Consider the following 24,789-nt stretch of genomic DNA (forward strand, 5'->3'; position numbering starts at 1 on the left):
TCAATCGCTATGGTGATGGAGGGACAGTCTCTGCTATTTTTAAAGAATTACATTTTTATGATTATGAACCACCAAATGTCGTATCGGTGCACCACTAAATGATAGGTATAGACATCATAAAAACAGCGCGTATGGAGCGTTTGATGGAGCGTTTTGGAGAAAAGGGTTTGAAAAAATTTCTGTGTGATGAAGAAGTAGCACTTGTGAAGTCTTCTAAAACAGCAGCAGGTTTTTGGGCAACAAAAGAGGCATTTTCAAAAGCAATAGGAACAGGAATAGGAGCAGAGTGCTCTTTTAAAGATATAAAAATCTACAAAACAGACAAAGGAGCGCCAAAATTGGCTCTCTCAAACTCCCTTGTAGAGAGGTTTGACATTCTAAACGCAGCGCTCTCCATAACTCACGATGGAGAGTATGCCATTAGCGTTGTAACTGTTGAGTGTAACTCACCCACCACCGACAAAGTCAAGCAGTTCTAACTTATCGCCATCTTTTAAAACGTAGTTCTCCCATGTATCTTGTTTGACTATTTCCATATTTACAGCCGCAGCCATTACTTTACCAACCAGCTCAAGCTTTTCTAACACTTGAAATAGCCTTATATTTTCATCAAACTCTTTTTCATGTCCATTTACAATTAGTTTCATTCCTACCTCTTTTATTAAAGTTCTGAAATATATTTAGCGACTGCGTTTATCTGTACATCATTTAAGTTTGACACCTGTGCTTTCATCACAGCTTTCATAGAACCACCATATGTTCCAGCTTTATAACCATGAAGTGCATCGACAATTTTCGCCTCTTTCCAACCCTTAATGACATGTGATTTTCCAAGTGCCTTTTTCTCTGCATTTTTTCCATGGCAGCTTGAACATTTTACAAATATTTTTGCACCATTTATCGCTGTTTTATCTATCACTACAACTTCTTTTGCTGGTTTTGTTACTACGGCAGCTTTTTTAGTCTCTTTCACTTCAACTTTTGGCGTCTCTTGCGTCACATTTTTTTCAGCTGTAACAGTTTGTGTTTGGGGTACTTTTACCTGACTCGTATGCTCTTGTTCCTTTTTATCTTGTGAACATCCCGCTACAAATAGTGCAGCAATTACTAAAAATAGTATTTTCATCACTTCTCCTTTAGTTTCATGTTACTTATTGTACAACAATTTTTGCTATAATTACAATTAAATATATTAAATTTTTTAAGGCGAAACTCATCTATGCATTTTGAACCATATCCATTTGAAAAACTTACAACACTTTTAGAAAATATCACTCCAAATGAAAAATATACACCATCTGTTTTAACCATCGGCGAACCACAGTTTGAAACACCTGCGTTTATACAAAAGGCACTTGCAGACAATACCGCACTTTTAAAAAAATACCCAAAAACAACGGGTGAAGCAATACTACGCAAAGCACAACGCGGCTTTGTAGAAAAAAGATTTGAAGTCACACTTACAGACGAGCAGATTATTCCTACTTTTGGAACACGAGAGGTACTTTTCAACCTTCCTCAGTTTTTACTCTTTGATACAAAAAATCCCGTAATGGCATATACAAATCCATTTTACCAAATCTACGAAGGTGCAGCCATTGCAACGCGTTCAAAGGTTATACACCTCAACCTAAACGCAGCAAATAACTTTAAACCAGAAATAGATGAAGAGCTGCTAAAAGAGTGTAATCTTGTAATTCTAAACTCTCCAAATAACCCAACAACAGGCATTTTAACGCTTGAAGAGCTTTCAAGCTGGGTTAAAATGGCACTCAAACATGATTTTGCTCTTTTAAATGATGAGTGCTATAGTGAAATATACACCGATAAACCTATTCCATCTCTACTTGAAGCATCAAAATCCATTGGTAATGATGATTTTAAAAACATTTTAGTCATTAATTCCATCTCAAAACGCTCTTCAGCACCAGGACTGCGTTCAGGATTTATTGCAGGAGATGCAACAATTTTAAAAGAGTACATGAAGTACAGAACCTATGTCGGTTGTGCCTCACCACTTCCACTCCAATACGCTGCGGCAGAAGCTTGGAGTGATGAAGTACATGTTGCAAATGCGCGAGAAGTTTACAAAGAGAACTTCCAAATAGCAAAAGAGATACTTGGCACTGACATACCAGAGGCGACATTTTACCTCTGGATAGATGTCGGTGATGCACTGGAATTTACAAAACGACTATACAAAGACTACAATGTAAAGGTACTCCCAGGAGAGTTCTTGGCAAGAGAAGATACAAAGGGTGAAAATCCGGGTAAAGGATTTATCCGCATTGCACTCGTGGAAAGCCCACAAAAAACAGAAGATGCACTATTAAGAATCAAGGAATGTATAAATGAGCAAAACTAAAACACTCAAAGAGAAAGTATTAAAAGCACAAGAGGCAAGTGACATCGCGTCACTCTACGTTCTTGAACAAGAGGCACATGAAACTTTTGATGAAGATACACTCCACGGCTTTTATGCAAATATTCTTGATTTAGCACTGGAAAAACTCACCGATACCCTTGAAGCACACCGCGTTATGGATATGAATGAAGTCCAAGACTTCGCAACACTTCGCGCACTCTATGAGTATGCCGTTGAGCACTACTCTGCAGATGAATTTAACGACGCAGCAGCACTTTTTGAAGTAATAAGTGGTCTAAGTAATGACAAAAAATTCTCAAAAGCTATGAAACTTCATTGGATAGCCGCAGCAGAAAAAGTGCCATTTGATGATTTTTTAGAAAAAATTGCTGACCTTGATGCTACACAAAAAATGGGAACATTTTACATAAGTGAATTTACAAAAAAAGCACAAGAATTGCTAAACAATTCCCAAGAGAAAGGGAAATAGCATGAAAATACACTTTATCGGCATCGGCGGCATCGGCATCTCAGGACTTGCACAATATATGCACTTTAAAGGGCATGAAGTGAGCGGTTCTGACATTAAAGATACCGTCATTACAAAAAAACTGCGTGATATGGGCATCGCTATTACAGTGCCTCATGCTGCAGAAGCTATTACAAACCAAGATTTTGTTGTACACTCTGCCATTATCAGCCCAGACAATCCTGAAGTAGTCGCGGCAAAAGCAAAAGGCATTGAAGTGCTTGCACGCCGTGAAGCACTGCTGAAGATTTTAGATGACAAAAAGGTCTATGCAGTAGCAGGTGCGCATGGAAAGAGTACGACAAGTGCTATTTTGGCTTCTATTATGGATGGTTCTGCCATTATCGGTGCAGAATCAAAAGCATTTGGCTCAAACGTACGTTACGATGAGATAAGTGATGTGATGCTCTTTGAAGCAGATGAAAGCGATGGAAGCTTTGTAAATACAAACCCCTACTGTGCCATTGTTATAAACGCAGAACCAGAACATATGGAGTACTACGACTACAATTATGAGCGTTTTTACGACACCTACAAAACTTTTATAAACCTCGCACCACTCAAAGTCCTAAACGCAGAAGATCCATTTCTCTCTACCCTTGTAGATACAGTGGATGCAAAATGGCTCTACCCAAGCAAAGATATAAAAAACATAGAGTTCGTTCTTATAAATAATGAACCCCACACCCGTTTTACTTTTAAAGATTTTGGCTCTTTTGATGTCTGGGGATTTGGCAAGCATATTGCCATTGATGCTGCACTTGCTATTTTAGCAGCGCATGAATCTATGGATATTGAAGATATTCGTCAAAATCTTCTCACATTCAAAGGCATTAAAAAACGCTTCGACATTGTAGGCTTTGAGAGTGACAGCGTCATCATTGATGACTATGGACACCACCCTACAGAGATAAAAGCGACCTTTGAATCAGTCAAAGAGTACGCACATCTCAAAGGTTTTGAAAAAATTACCGCTATCTGGCAGCCACATAAATACTCACGTACCATAGATAATCTCGATGAGTTCATCAAATGTTTTGATGGTGCGGCAGAGCTTATTATTCTTCCTGTGTGGTCAGCGGGTGAAGCTCCTCGCGAGATAAATTTCCAAGAGAGTTTTAAAGACTACAACCTCACAATGGCAGATAAAATCTCCCGTACGAACAACACCATCAAAGTTATCAAAGACAACAAAAACTTGGAGACCCTTGATAAGGGGCTTATCATCGGTTTTGGTGCCGGTGATATTACTTACCAAATCAGAGGAATTGCATAGTGGCTTACATCGTATCTTTTGTACTTTTAATTGGGCTCTTTTACATACTACACTACTTTACAGAGCTTACCAAGATGCACAAAATATCTATCACTACGGCACTTTTTGTCGCTATCTATAGTGCCATAGCCTACAACACCTACCAAAATAACCAGAGACAAAAACTTCTCAATATCGTTACCCAATACAAACAAGGCAAGACTATACAATGTAAAGATAGAGAAGTAAACGCAGCGACCTACTCGCTAAGCATAGGAACCTATACATTTATAGGAAAAAAGAACACCCCACATTATGCAGAGATGATAAGTGCAACAGACTGTGAATAATAAAAATACAAAAATACAAACGCTCATAAATCAACTCGATTTATCCCAATATATTGAACAATTTAGTAGCTTTTTTTCTCGTGAACATCCGCTCTACATCGAAGGCGACCAAGAGCTACACTTCAGATACATCAAAGAGCTTGATAAACTTGAGTTTAAAGCACCTCCAAAAGTCATTGATTTTTACGAAATCCATGGGCATCTTAAAAAGCACGGTGTACTCACATTTGAGCAGATATTTGAAATAGTCAAAATAGTACGCTATTTTCGCTACTTTGAAAAACGGGAACTTGAGGGACTTATTGGGGAATGGATGGAAAAGTTTGTCATTCCTGAGAAGTTTTTGGAGGTGGAGAAGTACTTCACACATGATGGCAAGTTTGAGGAGAATCTCGATGAAAATCTTTTTCACCTCTCAGAACGAGTAAAAGAGCACAAAAACAACATTTCAGGTGCACTTAAACGCCTTATGTCAAGTTCAAAACTCGCAGGTTACCTTGTAGATACACAGATACATCTTATAAACAATGAAGAGTGTCTACTTGTACGAGGCGGCTTTAACCATGTACTCAAAGGAGCAGTTCTAGGACGCTCTACTGGTGGATTTTTTTATGTTGCACCTGACAGTATCTTAAAATCAAAAGAGAAGATTCGCTTTATTGAACAAGAGAGAGAAGCCATTTTTTATGAGTATGCGAAAACTTTTTCGACAAAGTTAGCAGAGTTGCAGCCCTTTATAAAATTCATTGACAAAGAGTTTACACGTTTTGATAACTATCAAGCGCGTGTACTCTTTGCAAAGAGTAAAAATCTGCAAATTTTAAAGAGCAAAAAAGATGCTAAAATCATCCTCAAAGACTTTGTACACCCTGCCCTGCATAAAGCAAAACCTATTAGTGTAGATTTTTCTAAAAATATTTTGATGATTACAGGAGTAAACGCAGGTGGTAAGACGATGCTGCTCAAATCTATTCTCGCCTCTGCGTTTATGGCAAAGTACATCATCCCTATGAAGCTAAATGAAGTACATTCGCACATTGGAAGTTTTAAAGCTGTTCAAGCCATCATAGACGACCCGCAAAATGTCAAGAATGACATCTCTACCTTTGCTGGGCGTATGCAACAATTTTCCAATATCTTTGAGTACAAATCAGCACTTATAGGCGTTGATGAAATAGAACTCGGAACAGATTCCGATGAGGCAGCCGCACTCTTTAAGGTCATCCTCGATGAGCTAATAAAACGCGGACAAAAAATAGTCGTTACAACCCACCACAAACGTCTTGCAGCCCTTATGGCTGATCGTGATGATGTGGAGCTAATGGCTGCCATTTATGATGAAGAGGCGCGAAAACCGACCTATGAGTTTATGCAGGGAATTATCGGAAAGAGTTACGCCTTTGAGACTGCAAGCCGTTATGGAATTTCACATAAACTTGTCCAAGAGGCGAAAAAGGTCTATGGAGATAATTCTGAAAAGCTCTCCATGCTCATTGAGCGTGGAAGCCAACTTGAGCGTGAACTCAAACAAAAGCATCAAAAAGTAGATGCAAAACTCGAAGAGTTACAAAAAAAAGAGCAGCAGATAAAAGCACAAAAAGAGGAACTTCACCTTGAGTTGCAAAAAGAGAAAGCTGAGCTCAAACGCGAATATGAGAGTGCTATAAGCCAAGCAAAAAAAGCAGCACGAGAGGGAGATACTCAAGCCATCCACCGTGCCATGAACAAAGCAAAACAAAACCTTCCAAAAGAGCAAAAAAAGCAAGACAACAGAGCCATAGAGTTCAAAGTGGGCGATGAAGTAAAGTACCACACTCAAAGCGGTGTCATTGTGGCAATGAAGAGTAAAAATGAAGCTATTTTAGAAGTAAATGGAATGAAAATTCGTGTCAAGACGATGTACCTCAAACCAACAAAAATAGTCAAAGCAAAACCACGAACAGATCTTACTCTCAATGTAGAGAAAAAAGCAGGACTTAAGTGTGACCTCCATGGTATGCGCGCAGTTGAAGCAACAGAGGTTCTTGACAAGTTCTTAAATGATGCGCTCATAAACGGCTGGGATGAAGTCATCGTCTATCATGGTATTGGAACAGGAAAACTCTCTTATGCTGTCAAAGAGTTTCTAAAAACCCATCCACGAGTGAAAAAATTTGAAGATGCACCACAACACATGGGTAGATTTGGTGCAAAAATAGTGACACTCTAATGAAATCTGTTGCAGTCATCGGAGGTGGAGCTTCAGGACTTTTTTGTGCTATTTTACTTGCACAAAAAGATATTAAAGTCACACTTTTTGAACAAAATGCAAAAGTGGCCAAAAAGATTCTCGTCTCTGGAAATGGTCGCTGTAACATTACAAACAGAAATCTCTCAAAGGAGGACTACTTTAGCCAAAATCCTGACTTTGTTGCGTTTGCGCTCAAAGAGTTTGGCTTTACTGCGTTTGAGAAGTTTGTAAACTCCATAGGCTTACCGCTCGATGTCAAAGAGGACGGCAGAGCCTACCCACTCTCTAATGAAGCAAAGAGTGTTGCAAAACTTTTTGAAGAGTATGCCAAAAATCTCGGTGTCAATTTTCACTACAACGCACACATAAACTCCATAAAAGATTTTATGAAAAAGTATGACGGGGTTGTCGTGGCAACTGGTTCACGCGCAGCTTCACATCTTGGTGGAAACAGTGATGGAGAGGAGTTTGCAAAGGAGTTTGGACATACCATCATCCCAGCTTACCCCTCTCTTGTGCAGCTTGAAATAGATGCAAAAGTAGTACACAAAATGGCAGGTGCAAAGGTCGATGGAGAAGTTACGCTCTTTATAAACCATCAAAAAGAGCTTACAACAAAAGGGGACATTCTCTTTACCAACTATGGGCTCTCCGGTTTTGCCATCTTAGATATTTCACAAGCTGCCTCAAAAGCTCTTTTAGAGTTCAATCATGTCTCAGTCTCTTTGAACCTCTTACCAAGACTCACCCAACAGCAAATAGCAGCGCACATAAACGCAGTCGCAAAACGAATGCCTGCATTTACTCTGCTTAATATTTTAGTAGGACTCCTACCCATAAAAATTGCTACAAATGTCTTAGAGTATTTAGACCTTTCACCCCAAACGCAGTGCAGTGAAGTAAACACAAAAACAGCTAAAAAAATCGCCAACTGCATAGGTAACTGGCGTTTTGAAGTAGAAGAGACCCACGGTTTTCGCCATGCAGAAGTAAGCGGTGGTGGCATAGACACGCAAGAAATAAACCCAAAGAGTATGGAATCACTCAAGCAAAAAAATCTTTACTTTGTTGGAGAAGTTCTTGATGTTGTCGGTCGCCGCGGTGGATATAACTTCGCTTTTGCGTGGGCGAGTGCTTTTGTTTGTGCTAAAAGCGTAACATCTTAAAGTTTTTAGGCTTTATCTCTTTTCTTCGAGAAATATTACAACTTTTGTTCAAGTTTTAGGGGTTCATTATACTTGCGATTTGGAGTTTATTTAGGCTATTTTTTAGAAAGATTTTTATTTTTACAAAATATCCCAAAACAGGTGAGATATTTATAAAAATAGAGGTGTAAATTTAGCCTTAACTAGGGGTGAATTGGACTAAGTTCACAGTCTCTACGAATTGTTATACTCTTTTATACCAAAATTACTACTACTCTTCTTTTAAATTGACAAAGTCACTACTTGTCATACTTGGTATAAATTCTTCTATTTTATACTCTGCTAAATTATTAATTTTAAAAGGGTCTTGATTTAAAACTTCTTCTAACTTTTCTATACTGTCTAATTTTGATAAAACAATTCCACCAGTTCTTGGGATTTTTCGTCCTGATGCAATAAAATTACCTTTTTCATATTGATTTTTTAAATAATCTACATGTAAAGGTAATAGTTCATCTACTTTTTCTAAATCTACTATATATGTTAATGATACTATAAACATTTTAATCCTTTTGTGAGTATAACGGCGAAGCTGAGCTTCATTAATGTGTATTTCGGAAAATTCGCTTGCGATTTTCTGGAAGAGACATTGATGTGAGACTCCTGCCTTTTGTTGTATGTAGCGTAGCGGAATACGACAAAAGGTTGGTGGCTCGTTTAGAGCTCAGCTTCGCCGTTGTAAGTTTCCGCTCCGCGGGAACTTACAACTATTTATTCAACGAATATTTTACACAAATCAGCCTTTAAAAGCAACATTAACAAACAAACTATTTGTGTGTTAATTATTGAAAATATAACAATTTGTCAAATAATTAAATCTTTTTGGAAAAAATCTCTATTATTCTTAAATATTTAGTGTTTGTTAATTGGAAGATTTTGGCAATAACACACAAAATGTCGCTTAAATAAAAGCATCGTAAAATTATGCTAAAATACTTCATCTTAGCTTAAAGGCTTCCTATGTCAACACCTCTTATTGTACTTATTGTCATCGTTATTCTCATCATATTGATGTATAACTCACTTGTTGCAAAGAAAAATCAAGTGGACAACATTTTTGCTGCTGTCGATACACAGCTCAAAAAGCGTTATGACCTCATCCCAAACCTTGTCGCTTCTGTGAGTAAATATATGGAACATGAGAAGTCCATCTTAAATGAAGTCACAAAACTACGTGCTGAGGCAAATAGACCAAACATTTCAAACGAGCATAAAATGGCACTTGATGCCAAGATGAGTGCTGCACTTGGCTCCATAATGGTGGCTGTTGAGAACTATCCGGAGCTTAAGGCGAATAAAAATGTGCTACATCTGCAACATTCACTTAATGAAGTAGAAGCACAAATAGCTGCAGCGCGTCGTGCCTACAACCAAGCCGTCACAGACTACAACAATGCACTTGAACAGATACCGACAAACATTCTTGCAACCATGATGCACTACCAGCCGAAAAAAGTGTTTGAGATAGATAAAAGTGAGAGAAAAAATGTCAATGTCAAAGAGCTTTTTAACACGTAAATATGAAAAGCATAAGTGAACTGACCGACTTTTATTACAAAACGCTCTACCCCGTCTTACAGGAACTCGAAAAAGAGCGAGAAGCTGTCAAAAGTAGAGTTATCAAGCTCGGTATCAGCTATCTTATTATCGCTGCGTTTATAGGGGTAGTAATTCTAAGATACAGTAACGGAGAGATAGATATGTTTCTCTTTTTCTGCTTCGCTGCGTTTACACTTGGGGCTATTTTGTACAAATATCTTGTAAAAGGCTACAAAAGCACTTTTAAAGAGAAAATAATCGCTCCACTTATAAAAGAGCTTGATGAAAACCTTGAGTATCTACCCAAACGACACATAGATGAGACCTACTTCACACGTTCAAGACTTTTTACCTCTCGACCAGACAGAGTAAGTGGCAATGACTACATCCATGGTAAAATTGACGGCGTACCTATACAACTTTCAGATTTTCACGCAGAAAAAAGGCATCAAGACTCAAAAAACAATACCTCTTGGACAACAATGTTTCAAGGGCTCTTCATAGTCAGTGAATTTAACAAAAACTTTAAAGGTCAAACTGTTGTTTTGCCAGATAGAGCACAAAGCACTTTTGGTGACCTTGTTGGAAACTGGCTGCAGTCAAACAACTTTTCAAGAAGTGAACTTGTAAAGATGGATAACCCAGAGTTTGAAAAAGAGTTTGTAGTCTATTCGACAGACCAAGTCGAAGCACGCTACATTCTTACACATACACTCATGCAAAAATTATTGCACTATCAAAAGCAGTCAAAACATCCCCTCTATGCCTCATTTGTAGGAGGAAATATCTACCTTGCCATCGCTTACAACAAAGATCTTTTTGAAGCTTCTGTATTTCATTCACTTTTAAAGTATAAAATAGCAATGGAGTATTTAAAAACCCTGCATCTAGCTGTAGGTGTTGTCAAAGAGTTAAATCTCAATCAAAAACTGTGGAGTAAAATATGAAACTGAAAATATTACTTGTAGCACTTCTTGCTACTATAAATCTATATGCCGTAACTGTTAATGAAAAGCCAAAAGAGGTAGTCATCAGCGGTAAGAATGGGGGACTTGTTAAAGATGGAAAAGCATGGGATTCTAGTATGCTAAAAAACAAAGTCTATGTTATGTTCTATGTTGACCCAGACAAAAAAGATGTCAATGAAGAGTTTTCCCAAGCACTCAAGGCAAAAGACTACAGAAGCAGAGGTGCTTTTGGAAGCATAGCCATCATCAATATGGCAGCGACATGGAAGCCAAACTTTGCCATAAATATCATTCTTAAAAGCAAACAAAAAGAGTTTCCAAAGACCATCTATGTAAAAGATTACAACAAAGTGCTTGTCAAAAAATGGGGACTTCGTGACGATGCATCAGACATTCTCATATTTTCAAAAGATGGCACTCTGCTCTTTTACAAATCAGGAAAAATGGGCACAAGCGATACGCAAAAAGCATTTGACATTATAGAGGCAAATTTATAAAATGAATGAAGAAACAAGTATACTCACACGCAGTATAAGAGACCTTTTTACAAAAAAAATGTTGGCGTATTCCATTATGCCTTTTGTTATTAGTATGATAATCCTCTACATTCTCTTTTTTATCGTAGCTGGTATGGGAATGGATCAGTTTACTACTATGGATATTCAAAGTACACAAACAACTATTCAAAACGGCATACCTCATACTGAGAGTTTTCAAGAGACATTAGCAGGAACGGGAATTATGAAGTTTTTGATGAGTTCAGCTCTTACTTCATGGATAGCAAGCTTTTTCATCTACACTATTGGTGGACTTTTTGTGCTTTATATTTCCATCTTTGTGGCTCTTTTAGTCATTGGTTTTTTAACGCACAATATTTTAAAAGAGATTCAGCAACGGCACTACCAAAATGTGGAGATGATAGGCTATTCAAACGCAGCAGAGAGTATATTTCTTACACTTAAATGGATAGCGGTAATGCTTATTCTCTTTTTGGTATTTGTACCTCTGTATTTTATTCCTTTGGTAAATATCATCGCGTTTAACTTTCCTCTGTACTACTTTTTTCATAAGATGATGACCTATGATGTCTCTTCAGCTATCTGTACAAAAGAAGAAGCCAAAAAAATAAGCTTTTTTCACGGCTCAACACTAAGACTAAAGACATTAGGACTTTACCTACTCTCCATGATTCCCTTTGTTGTCTTTTTTGCATCTGTTTTTTATGTGATTTATTTGGGGCATAGTTATTTTATTGAGACAAAAAAATTAAGAAATGAAGAGAGTTAATTCTCTTCTTTTTCTTCCTCTTTCATAACCATCGCCCTATACGCTTCATCTTTTGCAACCAATCCCGCTTCATATAAAAACTGACTCGCCATAAAATTTTGCTTTTTGATTTTGTCATATTTTGCATAACTAAGGTAGAGAATGTCTTTTGCACGGGTTACTGCCACATAAAAAAGACGGCGTTCTTCATCTAAGCTTCCCCCTCTTTGCATGAGTTTACGGTTTGGAAAACGACCATCCATCAAATCTACGATGTAAACCTCTTTATACTCCAAACCTTTTGAAGCATGTACACTTAAAAGGTTCACACCCTCCCCTTGCGTCAAATCGGACGAGCCTAAAATCATTGCGTTTAGAAATCTATCATGTTCTGAATATGGCTTAGAAAGTTCTCGAAGAAGCAACTCTTTTCTCTTTATTCTCGTAAGTGCTTCTGTTTTTTGTTTTTCATCAATGGAGCCATCTTTGAGCGTTGCTCTTTTTGTTGCTAAAACATCACTGATGTACTTATAAAGTTCTGATTCGGCTATTTTTCGTACAATGGTTTGGGGCTGTTTAATCCCTTTTAAATCCCGAAAAAGGAGGTAAAAATTATGTAAAAAAGTTGCTGACTCTTTTGTCAATTTTGGGTATTTAAGAATTGGGTTTTTCATAAACTTCGCTTCAAAACCAAGCTTTGCATATTTTCCCACCGCACCGAGTTCTAAAAAGTCATCAAAGAGTCCAAGCTGATGATTGAGTTTTCTCTTCTCAAATGGATTTTTTATTGACTCATCAGGTGCATAAAGTCCATAGAACATACTTCCAAGCCCCAAAGTTTTCAGCGCAATGTAAAGCTCTTTGGCCATAGCACTTCCAATACCGCGTGCAAATTCAAATAGATGAATAAATGCCATCATATCTGACTCATTTACAAGCAGAGTATAAAGATCCAATATAGCTTTAACCTCTTTAGCATCAAAAAAACTTGTACCACCCTTGCGTTTACAGGGAATGTCCAACTCACGCAGCCCTACTTCTATGCCATCAGCTGAGGAGTTATTACGAAAAATAACGGCTATCTCTTCATGTGGCGTTTGGGTATCTCGTATCATAGCCGCTATTGCGTGGTACTGATCAAAGAGCTCATCAAATGCAAGAAGTTTAGGAGACTGGGCATCGTAAATACGCGTCACTTCAAGTTTTTTAGGGTAAATTCTTTCATTGTGTTCTATTACCCTGCTCGCCAAAGAGAGAATAGGCACGGATGAGCGGTAATTTTTTGTAAGTGTTTGTACAACCGCATCAGGATATTTTGTTGTAAATGAACCAATAATGCCAATATCTGCACCATTAAAAGCATAAATACTTTGGTCATAATCTCCAACACAAAAAAGAGAAGGTGGATTCATAGCATCTATAAGTGTCCCTTGCAGTGCATTTGTATCTTGATATTCATCAACAAGCACCTCTTTATAGCCAAGTTCATCATCTTTACACATCTCTCGAAAATGGAGGAGCAAATCATTAAAATTTAAAAAACCATACTCTTTTTTGAGGGCTTCAAACTCATCGACAATATCTGCGTAAATCATTGCAAAGAGTTCATGTTCAGGATGACTCTCAATAAGCCATGCCTCAAAATCTTTTTCAAGCTCTGTATTTTGATAAAAAGAGTACATATCATAGAGGTAGTTACCACCATATGCCGAAACCTCAGCATCAATATGTCCAAAAGAGCGTTTTTCATAGACAGAACGAAAAAGGGTTTTAAGTTCACGCTGCTGTTTAAGCACTACTCTTTTATCTCTCTTTTTCAGCCATCTATAACTCACTGCATGAAAAGTTCCTGCATCTATTTTTTTGGCAACTCCTGCACCAAAATACTCAGCCACACGAGCAACCATTTCAGCCGCAGCTTTATTTGTAAAGGTAAGTAACAGTATCTCTTCGGGCTTTATACCACTACTTAAAAGATATCCAATTCGTCCAACAATGGTAGACGTTTTCCCCGTTCCAGCCGAAGCAATAATAAGATTTTTACTAGCATTGGAGGTTGCTGCTGCATGCTGTTCTTCATTTAAACGGGATAATGGCACAAAATGTTCCTACTACTGGATTTTTTAAGAGTGAGATTATACTTCTTTTACTATTAAACATTCTCCTTTTTTTGTGATATAATCTTCTAATACGACTTAATTAAAAAAATGGGATGGATATTTATGAGTATAAATGAGAAAGAACTAGAAATACTTTCAAATGAGGTAAAAAATTCAATTGAAGAGTTACCTATTGTTACGCCGTCTGTTTATCGTTCTATTTTTGAAGAGTATGCAAAAAAAGAGCATATCGAAATTGATGATGAAGTGGAGCTTTCTGAAAATGTAGTCGCAAAACAGTGTTCAAAGCTTACAACACTTCAAGATGAAACTTACAAAAATGCCAATAATCTTAGTGAACATACTTCAAAAGCCATTGATGCCATACAAAATAAAGATACCGCAGGCCTACAACAGATACTAATAGAGACAAAAAAACTGCGTGAAGAAGTTGAAGGCTTAAGAGCTTCTCTCTACAGAGATGAACTCACTCATGCGCTTAACAGAAAATGGCTCCGAGACAAATGCCTTAGTGAGGGTTCAAACAGCTTCTCACAGAGTGGTATTTTAGCTATTATTGACCTTAATTACTTTAAACAAGTGAATGACACACACGGACATATTATAGGAGATAAGGTACTCATTTTTATTCTCAATGAATTAAAAAAGATTGGCTATCCTGTCATTCGATATGGAGGAGATGAGTTTATAATTCTCTTCACAAATTTTTCGGACCTTACAAAAGCACAGAAATCTTTAGAAAAACTTCGAGAAAACATCCTTAAAAAGAAACTAAAAGCCCATAACGCAGCAACATTTACAGTAAGTTTTTCATTTGGTCTCACTGCGTTTAAAGAAGGGGATGCTCTTGATGAAACCATTGAAGCAGCGGACAAACATATGTACGAAGACAAAATCCAAATCAAAAAAAGAGTCACAGGGATCTAGTGACTCTCTCTTAAAGCAAATCCTCACCTATTTTTAGATATAATCGCGCAATTTTTACTAACTATTACAAGGCGATTTCATGTCAGAAAACAGATACAATCCACAAGAGATAGAAAACAAATACTACCAAATTTGTGAAGATAGAAAATACTTTGAAGTCGATGGCAACAAAGCTATTCAAGAAGAGGGGAAAAACTTCTCTATTATGATGCCACCGCCAAATGTTACAGGGCGTTTGCACATTGGTCATGCACTTACATTTACACTCCAAGACATCATTACCCGTTACAAAAGAATGGACGGGTATAAAACACTTTGGCAACCAGGAACTGACCATGCAGGTATTGCTACTCAAAATGTTGTAGAAAAACAGCTCCTTGCTGAAGGAACTACAAAAGAGGAGATAGGTCGCGAAGCATTTTTAGAAAGAGCTTGGAAATGGAAAGCCGAATCTGCTGGAATTATGACTGAGCAACTTCGTAAAATGGGTGTATCTCCTGCATGGGAGAGAGAACGATTTACTATGGATGAGGGGCTGCAAAAATCTGTAAAAGAGGCGTTTGTACACCTTTACAATGAAGGGCTAATTGTTCGTGGAAATTATATGGTAAACTGGTGTACTCATGATGGTGCACTCTCAGACATAGAAGTAGAACATGAAGAAGAAGATGGAAAATTTTACCATATGCTTTACCATTTTGCAGATGGAAGTGGTAGCGTAGAGGTAGCAACTACAAGACCTGAGACATACTTTGGTGATACTGCCGTTATGGTTCATCCGGATGATGAGAGATACAAAAACATCATTGGAAAAGAGGTTCTTCTTCCACTTTTAGACAAAAAAATTAAAATAATTGCTGATGACTATGTTGATATGGATTTTGGAACAGGTGTAGTAAAAGTTACACCTGCTCATGATCAAAATGACTATGAAGTTGGAAAACGCCACGATTTAGAGTTTATTACTGTTTTTGATGAAAAAGGTATTTTAAACGATTATGCTGGAGAGTTTAAAGGCATGGAGCGTCTTGAAGCAAGAGAGCCGATTGTGCAAAGACTTCAAGAAGAGGGTTACATCGTCAAAATAGAAGACCACAAACATCAAGTAGGACACTGCTACAGATGTAAAAATATTGTTGAACCATACATCTCAAAACAGTGGTTTGTTCGTAAAGAAGTCGCTGATAAATCAATAGAAAAAACAAACGCAGGTGAGGCACAATTTTTTCCACCACACTGGATAAACTCTTACAATTCATGGATGGGAGAGCTTCGTGACTGGTGTATCTCCCGTCAACTTTGGTGGGGACATCAAATTCCTGTATTTTACTGTGATGATTGTGGGCATGAGTTTGCTTCACAAGAGGAACATCCTGAAGCTTGTCCAAAATGTGCAGGTAAAAACCTCACACAAGACCCTGATGTTCTTGACACTTGGTTTAGCTCTGCACTCTGGCCATTTTCTACTTTAGGTTGGGCACACGGCGATACTGCTATGGACAAACTTTTTGAATCAAATGATATGAAAGATTTCTATCCAAATACTCTTCTCATCACAGGTTTTGACATACTTTTCTTCTGGGTTGCTAGAATGATGATGATGGGTGAACACTTTAATAGACAACTGCCATTTAACCACATTTACCTTCATGCACTTGTTCGTGATGAGCATGGGCAAAAAATGAGCAAATCAAAAGGCAATGTCATTGACCCTCTTGATATGGTAAATAAATACTCAGCAGATGTACTAAGATTTACCCTTGCAATTAGTGCTGCACAAGGGCGTGATATTCGTATGAGTACAGAAAAATTAGAGTTAAATCGTAACTTTACAAATAAACTCTACAATGCTACAAAATACCTACAGATGAATGTAGATACTTTTCCAGATTTAAGTGGTTTTTGTATTGAAAGTGATTTAGGTCGCTATATGATGAGTCGCCTTAATTTCGCTACAAAAGAGGTACGAACATACCTTGATGAATATAAATTTAACGATGCAGCACTTACAATGTATAGATTTTTATGGAATGAATTTTGTGACTGGGGAATTGAGCTAAGTAAAGCAGACAAAGGTGCCATTGTAGAGCTTGGTGCTATCTTTAAAGAGGCTATGAAACTGCTTCACCCTTTTATGCCTTTTATTACAGAACATCTTTATCATGAACTGAGTGATACAACTCTTGAAGAGTCTGAATCTATTATGATTAAAAAATTCCCTCATAAAACAAAACAACGCAAAGAGGAGGCAAAATTTGAAATTATTATGGATGCCATTGTCTCTATTCGCCGTGCAAAAGTGCTTGTAGATTTGGCAAATCAAAAAATTGCAAAAGCGTATGTGAAAATTGATGGCTTAAGTGACAAAGACAAAGAGATGATGACACCTTTCATTGCTCGTCTTGCAAAAGTAGAAGAGCTTGTATTCACACAGACAAAAATTGAAAACGCAGTAAGTGATATTGCTGATAAATGTGAGACTTTTATTCCTACTGATTCTATTGATTTAGCATCTATTATAAACAAACTGACAAAACAGTCAGAAAAACTTGATAAAGAGATAGCAAAACTAAATGGAATGCTTAATAATGAACGATTTGTTGCGAATGCTCCTGCCGATGTACTAGAGAAAAATCGTGAAGCATTAGCAGAAGCACAAAGCAAACAAGCAAAAGTGCTTGAACAACTAAACTCTCTAAAGGCGTAGTTTGTTCGACATAAGAAAATACAAATCACAAAACATTAAAAACGACATTCTCTCTGGGCTTGTCGTTGCTGTTGCACTTGTTCCTGAAGCTATTGCGTTTAGCTTCATAGCAGGTGTTAGCCCTATTGTCGGACTATACACTGCGTTTATACTAGGACTTATTACCGCACTCATCGGTGGTAAACCAGGTATGATTAGTGGAGCGACGGGAAGTGTTGCAGTTGTTATGGTTGGACTTGTTGTAATGGTAAATGCAAAACTTACCGCTCTTGGTATGAGTGGCGACACCCTCTACATACATATGCTTAACTATGTACTCCTTGCTACCATTTTAGCAGGTGCAATTCAGGTGCTTTTTGGTGTTTTTAAACTTGGAAAATTCATTCGTCTTGTACCACAACCTGCACTTTATGGTTTTGTAAATGGACTTGCCATAGTCATTGCCATGGCACAGTTTAAGTTCTTTGATGGACAAGGTGCAAGTATGTATATTATTGTACTAATTACAATGCTCATTATGTACTTTTTACCAAAATACACAAAGGCCATTCCATCTGGATTAGTCGCTATAGTCGTGCTTACTTTAGTAGTTTATTTAACACATCTTGACACACTTACAGTCGGCTCTTTAGCAAACCTTTCAGAATTTCAAGGAAAGCTTCCTCATCTTATTATTCCAGATACCCTCTTTAGTATGAGTGCCATTATTTTAGTGCTTCCTTATGCTGTTATTATGGCTCTTGTTGGACTTATAGAATCACTTTTAACACTTGCTGTTTTAGATGAAATGAGTGGCGTTCGAGGAAGTGGAAACAAAGAATGTATAGCACTTGGATGTGGAAATATGGCAAGTGGATTTTTTGGTGGTATGGCTGGATGTGCCATGATAGGTCAAAGTATCATCAACTTTACTTCTGGTGGTCTTGGTCGTCTCTCCTCCTTTACAGCTGCAGTTGGTCTTCTTGTCTTAGTTGTTTCCATGACAGATGTTCTTAATGCAATTCCTGTTGGTGTTTTAGTTGGAATTATGTTTATGGTGAGTGTTGGAACTTTTGAATGGTCAAGTTTTTCACACCTCAAACATATGCCAAAATCTGATGTTTTTGTAATGGTCACGGTTACCATCATCACTGTTTTTGCAGATTTGGCAATAGCCGTTATTGCAGGTGTGATTATCTCGGCACTTGTATTTGCATGGAAACATGCTCGTATTTTTTCAAAAGAGTACATAGAAGAGGATGGTACAAAAGTTTATGAGCTTGAAGGTCCACTCTTTTTTGGAAGTGCTACAACATTTTCAGATAATTTTGATATTAAAAATGATCCACAAAAAGTTATTATGGACTTTAAAAATGCAAGAGTTATGGACTTTTCAGGTGTTGAAGCTATAGATAACATTGTAAAAAAATATGAAAAAGAGGGAAAAACACTCCATCTTCGTCATCTTAGCCAAGATTGTAAAAAAATTCTTAAAAAAGCTGGTCCTCACTGTACCTACGAAGAGGATGACCCAACCTATAAAGTTGCCATTGATTACTAAAAAAATTATCTCAGATAAATAAACTTATCTGGGATGACTGACCTATACTTTGGCATACTCTCCCCAACATTTGCATTTATATATGTTGGATCTGCTATGACGTAGCGTTTACCATGAACATGAACACTTGCTCCCTCTAATGGAATATAGAGTGCTGTTGCCATATGGTTTGCGTACTTCACGCCCACAACAGAGATACCAAAAAGTTTTTTTACAAGCCTTGCATAGAGCGTTGCCCTGTCTTCACAATCTGATTTATCATAGTAGAGTGTCTCCTGTGCAAACATTACTTTTTCCTTACCAAACTGCTGTTGATCTCGCTCATATTTAAACGCAGTCTGCACAAAACGCAGTAGAAAATCAAGTCCATAACTCATCTTTTTTCCATCCAAATAAGGCTTAAGAGAGCGTTCAATATCAGACAATGTCTCTTTTTGTAGTGGTGCAGAAAAATAGACACCATAACTTACTTGCGGATATGTGTTCATAAAATCTATAAGATTTTTATTGTAGTGATAAGAAACAGAATATTGTCTATTTTGCATACTAAATGTACGTATTTTAGTTTGAGTATTTTGCACGAGCAGTGGTAAAGTATCTAAACTAAAATCAAGTGCTTTTGTTGCGTTTGGATATGATTTAGAGTAGGTATAAAGAGCGCCACTTAAAGGATTTTTAGAGAGTAAAAAATAGTTCTTCCCCTCAATTGTATATTTGGCTGCTGCATAAATCAGCTGTTTTGTTCGGCTCAGTAGTGCAATATGTTGCGCATGTATTCCTACTTTTGTATCGTAACCAAGCTTATTGAACAAAAACCAGGCAAAGAGTTTTTTATCATCCAAATCATTGAAAGTCTTCCCCGCTATCTTTTGTACAAGTAGATAAACTCCCCAATCATTAAGCTTCATACTCTTAGAACTCTTTTTTATCTCATATAAAAGTCTATTGTAATCACTTGATGCAAATATACTAAATGCATTAATAATTCCATTTCTATTCTGAGGATAAAAACGCGCCCTTTTTACCTTTGCATCGACACTAAAATGCAGTAGTGAGCCAAAGAAACCTACTTCAAGACCTTTGCTCGTTTTTAAGAGTGGAGCAGCTTGTTTTTGAGCTTTTTTGAGCACTTTAAGATGAATATTTGGTCCACGAGCAAGAACTGGCTTTATACTCGTAGGCAAAATAACTTTTGGTTTTGCTTCTTTATAAAGAGATGGTGAAATAAAAGAGTTATATTCACTCCATTGTGATTTTAAATAACTCTCAAACGCAGTATCTTTTTTATCTTTATATTCACTAAACGCAGCGTTTTGCACTCGTTGAAAATCTTTAAAACTACCTGCCTCTGCAAGGCTAAACGCAGCGATTAGTAAAAGACTAAAACGGCCAAACTGATTGAATGATTTTTGTTCCCCATCCTTGTTGTGTTGCACGATCCACATCTCCCTCTGTTTTATATAGTATCTTCGCATCACTAATTTGTGAAGAGCTAATTTTATTGTTTTGATCAATGTCATACGGACGAATCACACCACTTATTTGTACAAGTTGCTTTTGATCATCTATAAGAATCTCTCGCCTACCTGAAATAAAATAGTTACCATTTTTAAGTACTTTTACAACTCTTGCCGATACTGTTGTTGTAAAGCTTGCATCTTTTACAGCTGTTCCACTCCCCTTAAAATTTCTTGTTGAATCTGTCTGAAGCCCTACATTTGTATAGCCATTGAGTCTGCCCATTTGTGCCTTTACTCCGGAGTTTGCTGCACCAGTATTAGAAAAAAGTGCTCCACCCAATTTTGAGCTATCTACATTTGAGAGCTGTTTTGTACCAGTATTGGAACTTTTTGCCGTTTCTGAAATAACAACCGTGACAATGTCATTGACATGCATCGCTTTATGATCTGAAAAGAGTGGATTTTCTCCCTGACCAAATATGCTGCCTGTAGAGGTAAAGTCTTGTCTTTGCTCTTTTGCCGGCATCTGCTCCACATAAGTAGGAGGCTCAAAGTTAATCTCAGGGTCAGTCAAATTTGCTGTACACCCGCTAAATGTCATCAACATAGCTAACAATACAAAACTACTACATAAAAATTTATTCATATATATCCAATAAGAGAGACTAATTTTGCTATAATGATAGCAAAATTAGTTCCATTAAATTTTACAATTATAAGGATTAGAAAAAATGTCATTAAGAGAAACTGTTAACCAAGATGTAAAAGTCGCTATGAAAGCAAAAGATACAAAAAAAAGAGATGCACTGCGTTTACTTACCAGTGCTTTTAAACAGATAGAAGTGGATGAGAGAAAAGAGCTAAGTGATGATGATGTAATCAAAATCATTCAGACACAAATTAAACGCAGGAATGATGCTGCTACGCAGTATAAAGACGCAGGACGTGATGATTTAATGCAACAAGAGCTTGATGAGATTTCATACTATGAAGTATATCTTCCAACGCAACTTACAGATGAAGAACTTGAAAATGAACTCAAAGCTATTGTAGAAAAAGTGGGTGCGACATCTCCAAAAGATATGGGAAAAGTGATGGGTATGGCTTCAAAAGAGTTAGCCGGCCGTGCAGATGGCAAACGTATCAGCACTTGTGTAAAAGCACTACTAGCTTAGTTTACCAATCATCCAAGACGAAGCCTTTTGGCTCGTCATCTTCGACCTTTTTCACCTCTACATTCTCATTTATTTCGGGTTCTTGTACTTTTTTGTCTTCCACTTTTTGCATCTGCTCTTCAAACTGTAACTCAAGCCCTTTGCTTGTCATTATAAAACCGTTAACATAGAGTTTTCCATCGTGAATTTGATTATGGTGTTCTTTACAGAGTGGTACAAGGTTATGCTTGTTATCTTTATGAAAATGTCCAATAAATCCAGCTTTATCTGCAAGTGATTTTTGTGAGATATGATGCACATCTTCAGCAACCGCCCCACAAATTATACATTTCGTCACATAAAGTTCTTTATTGTACTTTGATTTTTTCTTCTTCACTAAAAGTTCAAGTTCATCGTAGTCATTAGCAAGACGTTTTCTAATTGCGTTTGCGCTCTCTAAAAACTCACTGTCCATATGGAGCGATTTGGCAAACTCAAGCCCATAAATACTGCTTCCACTTCCTTGTTGCAACACACGGTTAAATATCAACTTATCACCCACCTCATCATACTCCACGCTCAAATGCAAATCAACCACATTATCAAGTCGCGTAATCTCCCCCATGGTAGAGAGCTGATGCAAGTGCGTTGCAAAGAGAAATAGGCAACGTGCTTTTGCTAATTTTTGAATGGCAGAAGCAACGATCGCCACCCCTGAGAGCGTCTCAGTTCCATGGCTTATCTCATCTCCAAGGACTAAAGAACGAGTCGTTGCACGGTTAAATATATTTTTTAGCTCAAGCATCTCAACCGCAAAGGTTGAAAGCCCTTTTGCAAGATTGTCCTTTGAGACAATACGCGTAAATATAGAGTCAAAGATGCTAAACTTCATCACAGCAGCAGAGACAAAAAATCCAGACTGAGCCATAAGTACAGCGATGCCAATGCTCTTCATCAATGAAGATTTTCCACTTGAGTTAATTCCGTATAAAAGTACACCGTTTATCTCATGCCCATCATGCACACTCACATCAAGCATCACCGTTTTAGGGTGAGGCAGGTCAAGATAGTCACGATTTCCCATCACAATGTCATTTGGAACGTAAAGCCCTCCTCTCTCTTGCACCTCTATAAGCGGATGACGAAGTTGCATTATCTGCATAAAATTCTCATCACACTCGGCTTCGACTATCATTGGACGTGAATGTTTGTATTCCTGTGCAACTTTTGAAGAGCTCACCCCGACATCCAAATCTGCCACATAGCTAATGACACGACTAAATAGCAGTGAATAGCGTCGCTCAAAAAGTGCTTGAAGCTGGATATAACGCTCTTTTACAAGTGTTACGATTTTACGACGGTTTTTCATAATGTTATCGGAGAGTTTGTCAGTAAACGCAGAGGTTATTTTGACATTGTTTGTTAGTTTTTTGACATTAAACTCTGCAAAGTACTCACTCTTTTTAAACGCAGCTTCAATAAGAGAAAAACGGTTCTTACTGATAGATATATAGTAACCTTCTTTCTCTAAAAGCCCTAAGGTAACCACTTTTGTGTTACTCGCTGCGTTTACCTCACGCAACAGTTCTTCTATTTTACTGACTATATCTTCAAAAGCAAGTAGCATGACACTGTTGTCTTTTACAAGTGTGTCAATGGCTTCATCCACACCACTCATCAAGAAGTTTTCATCGACCGTTGCGTTTGTAAAACGTCGTGAAATATCTAAGTCAATTGTTTTAGCAATGTCCCGTAAAAACTCCTCTACTTCACTCTCATGAAAAGGTGTTTTTTGAATCTTATACTTTTTTACATACTGCATCAACTCTTTGACACTCACCATCGAGTCATACATATGGTTCATCTCAAATGGGTGTAGTCTTCCAAGATTAAGCCTACGAGCCAGACGCTCCAAGTCATACACCCCGCGCATCATCTCATCCAAATAACGCACATGAGAAGAGACCCTCTCTATAAGATTATATCTGCGTTCAAGCTCCTCTTTCTCCATAATAGGGTTTAAAAGTCTCTCTTTTAGTAATCTTCGCCCTATTGCCGTGGAGCTTTTATCGAGCATCTTCAGCAGCGTAAACTCTTTTTTATCTTTTGAAATGACACCCATCTGCTCAAGAGCATTGTTTCCAAGGTACATAAAACGGCGATTGTCTATGATTTTTGGCATTGCCATTTTTTGTATAATGTGATAATCATGTTCTATAACAAAATTAATGAGAATCGCTAAGGACTCTGTAATCATAGGAGAGCGTTCCAGATCTAAATGCTCAATAGGCGAAAGTAGAGACTGTATCTGATACACTTCTTTAAAGAGTTCATTTTGAAAGTCAATTTTTACGCGTTTGTTATTGACCGAGTAGTGGTAGTGTTCAGGAATTTCCAAATACTGCATCACATGACGTTGTTCTGCTATGCCATCCAAAAAAGTAACCACGACTTCACTTGTTCTGTAAACATTTAAAAGGTTAAATACCTCATCAAGCGCATATGAAGGATCTTCACTTGTCCCATGTGTTTCATAGAGCCAAGTTTTTCCTGTTGTTACATCAATGGCAGAGTAACCAACGGTGTAAATATCACGATGTTTATCAATTAAAAGAGATACGATGTAATTGTCATCATTATCTATAATATGGTCAAAATTTGTACCAGGTGAGACTATTTGTGAAATATATCTGCTTATCTTTGGAGGTGTACCTTTTTGTTTGACAACAATGACAGTATATTTTTGCTCAGATATAAGACGGCTTAAGTATCTCTCAAATGAGACAGCAGGAACACCTGCAAGTAGAGGATTTTTTTCTGAATTTTCTACTATTCTTTTATTCTTTTTTGTAAGCTGAATATTAAGCAGTTCCGCTATCTCTTTTGCTTTGCCTATCTGCTCTTCATCATTATTGACTTCATACACTTCAAAGAAGGTACCGATTTCCATAAACACTACGGTATCTTTGCCATATTTCTCTTCAAAATGGCGCTGCAGATCGAAGTAAGTCTGCGTAAGAAGTTTATCTTTGTTATTTAGTATTTTCTCTATTGCTGATGATAACATACTACTCTTTTACAATCTTTATTATTTATACGATTATAACATAAGATTTACTTGCAAATTACCTAAAAATCTAAAGAATTACTCACAATTGCAGAGTAAATCAAAAA

The 24,789-nt window shown here is 37.3% G+C and carries 22 protein-coding genes; 15 read left to right on the forward strand and 7 right to left on the reverse strand.

Annotated elements, in window-relative coordinates:
• Positions 1-98: 98 nt before the first annotated feature.
• Positions 99-479, forward strand: a complete 381-nt coding sequence (acpS, locus tag MV589_RS04880; protein ID WP_297432607.1) for a holo-ACP synthase — start codon at positions 99-101, stop codon at positions 477-479.
• Here acpS and thiS read toward each other — a convergent pair.
• A complete protein-coding gene (gene thiS, locus MV589_RS04885; RefSeq protein ID WP_297432608.1) occupies positions 447-647 on the reverse strand; it encodes a sulfur carrier protein ThiS in 201 nt (66 codons plus the stop codon). The genes acpS and thiS overlap by 33 nt on opposite strands.
• Positions 648-661: 14 nt before the next feature.
• Complete coding sequence (locus MV589_RS10945; protein WP_367271555.1) at positions 662-1,126, reverse strand: c-type cytochrome; 465 nt, start codon at positions 1,124-1,126, stop codon at positions 662-664.
• Positions 1,127-1,219: 93 nt separating this feature from the next.
• On the opposite strand from MV589_RS10945, the gene MV589_RS04895 reads away from it, so the two are divergent.
• The 6 genes from MV589_RS04895 to MV589_RS04920 are packed head-to-tail and all read left to right on the forward strand — an operon-like array spanning position 1,220 to position 7,895.
• The gene (locus MV589_RS04895; RefSeq protein WP_297432610.1) at positions 1,220-2,365 is read left to right on the forward strand and encodes a succinyldiaminopimelate transaminase; all 1,146 of its coding nucleotides are present in this window, start codon (positions 1,220-1,222) and stop codon (positions 2,363-2,365) included.
• Positions 2,352-2,855 carry a hypothetical protein gene (locus MV589_RS04900; protein WP_297432612.1) on the forward strand — a complete coding sequence of 168 codons (504 nt, stop codon included), beginning with the start codon at positions 2,352-2,354 and terminating at the stop codon, positions 2,853-2,855. The genes MV589_RS04895 and MV589_RS04900 overlap by 14 nt, the downstream gene beginning before the upstream one ends.
• 1 nt (position 2,856) lies before the next feature.
• Positions 2,857-4,170 carry a UDP-N-acetylmuramate--L-alanine ligase gene (murC, locus tag MV589_RS04905; protein WP_297432614.1) on the forward strand — a complete coding sequence of 438 codons (1,314 nt, stop codon included), beginning with the start codon at positions 2,857-2,859 and terminating at the stop codon, positions 4,168-4,170.
• The gene (locus MV589_RS04910) at positions 4,170-4,499 is read left to right on the forward strand and encodes a hypothetical protein (RefSeq protein ID WP_297432616.1); all 330 of its coding nucleotides are present in this window, start codon (positions 4,170-4,172) and stop codon (positions 4,497-4,499) included. The genes murC and MV589_RS04910 overlap by 1 nt, the downstream gene beginning before the upstream one ends.
• A 13-nt stretch (positions 4,500-4,512) precedes the next feature.
• Entirely contained in the window at positions 4,513-6,708 is a 2,196-nt protein-coding gene (locus MV589_RS04915; protein WP_521966169.1) for an endonuclease MutS2, read from the forward strand.
• Complete coding sequence (locus MV589_RS04920) at positions 6,708-7,895, forward strand: BaiN/RdsA family NAD(P)/FAD-dependent oxidoreductase (RefSeq protein WP_297432620.1); 1,188 nt, start codon at positions 6,708-6,710, stop codon at positions 7,893-7,895. The genes MV589_RS04915 and MV589_RS04920 overlap by 1 nt, the downstream gene beginning before the upstream one ends.
• Positions 7,896-8,145: 250 nt before the next feature.
• On the opposite strand, the gene MV589_RS04925 is transcribed toward MV589_RS04920, so the two are convergent.
• A complete protein-coding gene (locus tag MV589_RS04925; RefSeq protein WP_297432621.1) occupies positions 8,146-8,436 on the reverse strand; it encodes a YciI family protein in 291 nt (96 codons plus the stop codon).
• Between the two features lie 458 nt (positions 8,437-8,894).
• Between MV589_RS04925 and MV589_RS04930 the strand changes: the two genes are divergently transcribed.
• The 4 genes from MV589_RS04930 to MV589_RS04945 are packed head-to-tail and all read left to right on the forward strand — an operon-like array spanning position 8,895 to position 11,728.
• The gene (locus MV589_RS04930) at positions 8,895-9,452 is read left to right on the forward strand and encodes a LemA family protein (RefSeq protein WP_297432623.1); all 558 of its coding nucleotides are present in this window, start codon (positions 8,895-8,897) and stop codon (positions 9,450-9,452) included.
• 2 nt (positions 9,453-9,454) lie between these two features.
• On the forward strand, positions 9,455-10,420 hold the full coding sequence (locus MV589_RS04935) for a DUF3137 domain-containing protein (protein ID WP_297432625.1): 966 nt from the start codon (positions 9,455-9,457) through the stop codon (positions 10,418-10,420).
• Positions 10,417-10,938, forward strand: a complete 522-nt coding sequence (locus MV589_RS04940) for a YtfJ family protein (protein ID WP_297432627.1) — start codon at positions 10,417-10,419, stop codon at positions 10,936-10,938. Before MV589_RS04935 ends, MV589_RS04940 begins: the two co-directional genes overlap by 4 nt.
• 1 nt (position 10,939) lies before the next feature.
• Positions 10,940-11,728 carry an EI24 domain-containing protein gene (locus MV589_RS04945; protein WP_297432629.1) on the forward strand — a complete coding sequence of 263 codons (789 nt, stop codon included), beginning with the start codon at positions 10,940-10,942 and terminating at the stop codon, positions 11,726-11,728.
• Here MV589_RS04945 and MV589_RS04950 read toward each other — a convergent pair.
• Positions 11,725-13,806 (reverse strand): ATP-dependent helicase, encoded by a 2,082-nt coding sequence (locus tag MV589_RS04950; RefSeq protein ID WP_297432631.1) that lies wholly within the window; start codon positions 13,804-13,806, stop codon positions 11,725-11,727. The two genes, MV589_RS04945 and MV589_RS04950, sit on opposite strands and share 4 nt — an antisense overlap.
• A gap of 123 nt (positions 13,807-13,929) precedes the next feature.
• Between MV589_RS04950 and MV589_RS04955 the strand changes: the two genes are divergently transcribed.
• From MV589_RS04955 to MV589_RS04965, 3 genes are all read left to right on the forward strand, one after another.
• Positions 13,930-14,754 carry a GGDEF domain-containing protein gene (locus MV589_RS04955; protein WP_297432633.1) on the forward strand — a complete coding sequence of 275 codons (825 nt, stop codon included), beginning with the start codon at positions 13,930-13,932 and terminating at the stop codon, positions 14,752-14,754.
• 79 nt (positions 14,755-14,833) lie between these two features.
• A complete protein-coding gene (locus MV589_RS04960; RefSeq protein ID WP_297432634.1) occupies positions 14,834-17,461 on the forward strand; it encodes a valine--tRNA ligase in 2,628 nt (875 codons plus the stop codon).
• Position 17,462: 1 nt separating this feature from the next.
• Complete coding sequence (locus MV589_RS04965) at positions 17,463-19,001, forward strand: SulP family inorganic anion transporter (RefSeq protein ID WP_297432636.1); 1,539 nt, start codon at positions 17,463-17,465, stop codon at positions 18,999-19,001.
• Between the two features lie 5 nt (positions 19,002-19,006).
• On the opposite strand, the gene MV589_RS04970 is transcribed toward MV589_RS04965, so the two are convergent.
• Entirely contained in the window at positions 19,007-20,437 is a 1,431-nt protein-coding gene (locus MV589_RS04970; RefSeq protein ID WP_297432638.1) for a hypothetical protein, read from the reverse strand.
• A complete protein-coding gene (gene flgH, locus MV589_RS04975; protein ID WP_297432640.1) occupies positions 20,382-21,107 on the reverse strand; it encodes a flagellar basal body L-ring protein FlgH in 726 nt (241 codons plus the stop codon). The genes MV589_RS04970 and flgH overlap by 56 nt, the downstream gene beginning before the upstream one ends.
• A gap of 85 nt (positions 21,108-21,192) precedes the next feature.
• Between flgH and MV589_RS04980 the strand changes: the two genes are divergently transcribed.
• Positions 21,193-21,636, forward strand: a complete 444-nt coding sequence (locus tag MV589_RS04980) for a GatB/YqeY domain-containing protein (protein ID WP_297432642.1) — start codon at positions 21,193-21,195, stop codon at positions 21,634-21,636.
• Between the two features lies 1 nt (position 21,637).
• Here MV589_RS04980 and MV589_RS04985 read toward each other — a convergent pair whose 3' ends face one another.
• Complete coding sequence (locus MV589_RS04985) at positions 21,638-24,682, reverse strand: MutS-related protein (protein ID WP_297432645.1); 3,045 nt, start codon at positions 24,680-24,682, stop codon at positions 21,638-21,640.
• Positions 24,683-24,789 lie beyond the last annotated feature (107 nt).

It is taken from the genome of Sulfurimonas sp., from assembly GCF_026991475.1.
Classification (GTDB): domain Bacteria; phylum Campylobacterota; class Campylobacteria; order Campylobacterales; family Sulfurimonadaceae; genus Sulfurimonas.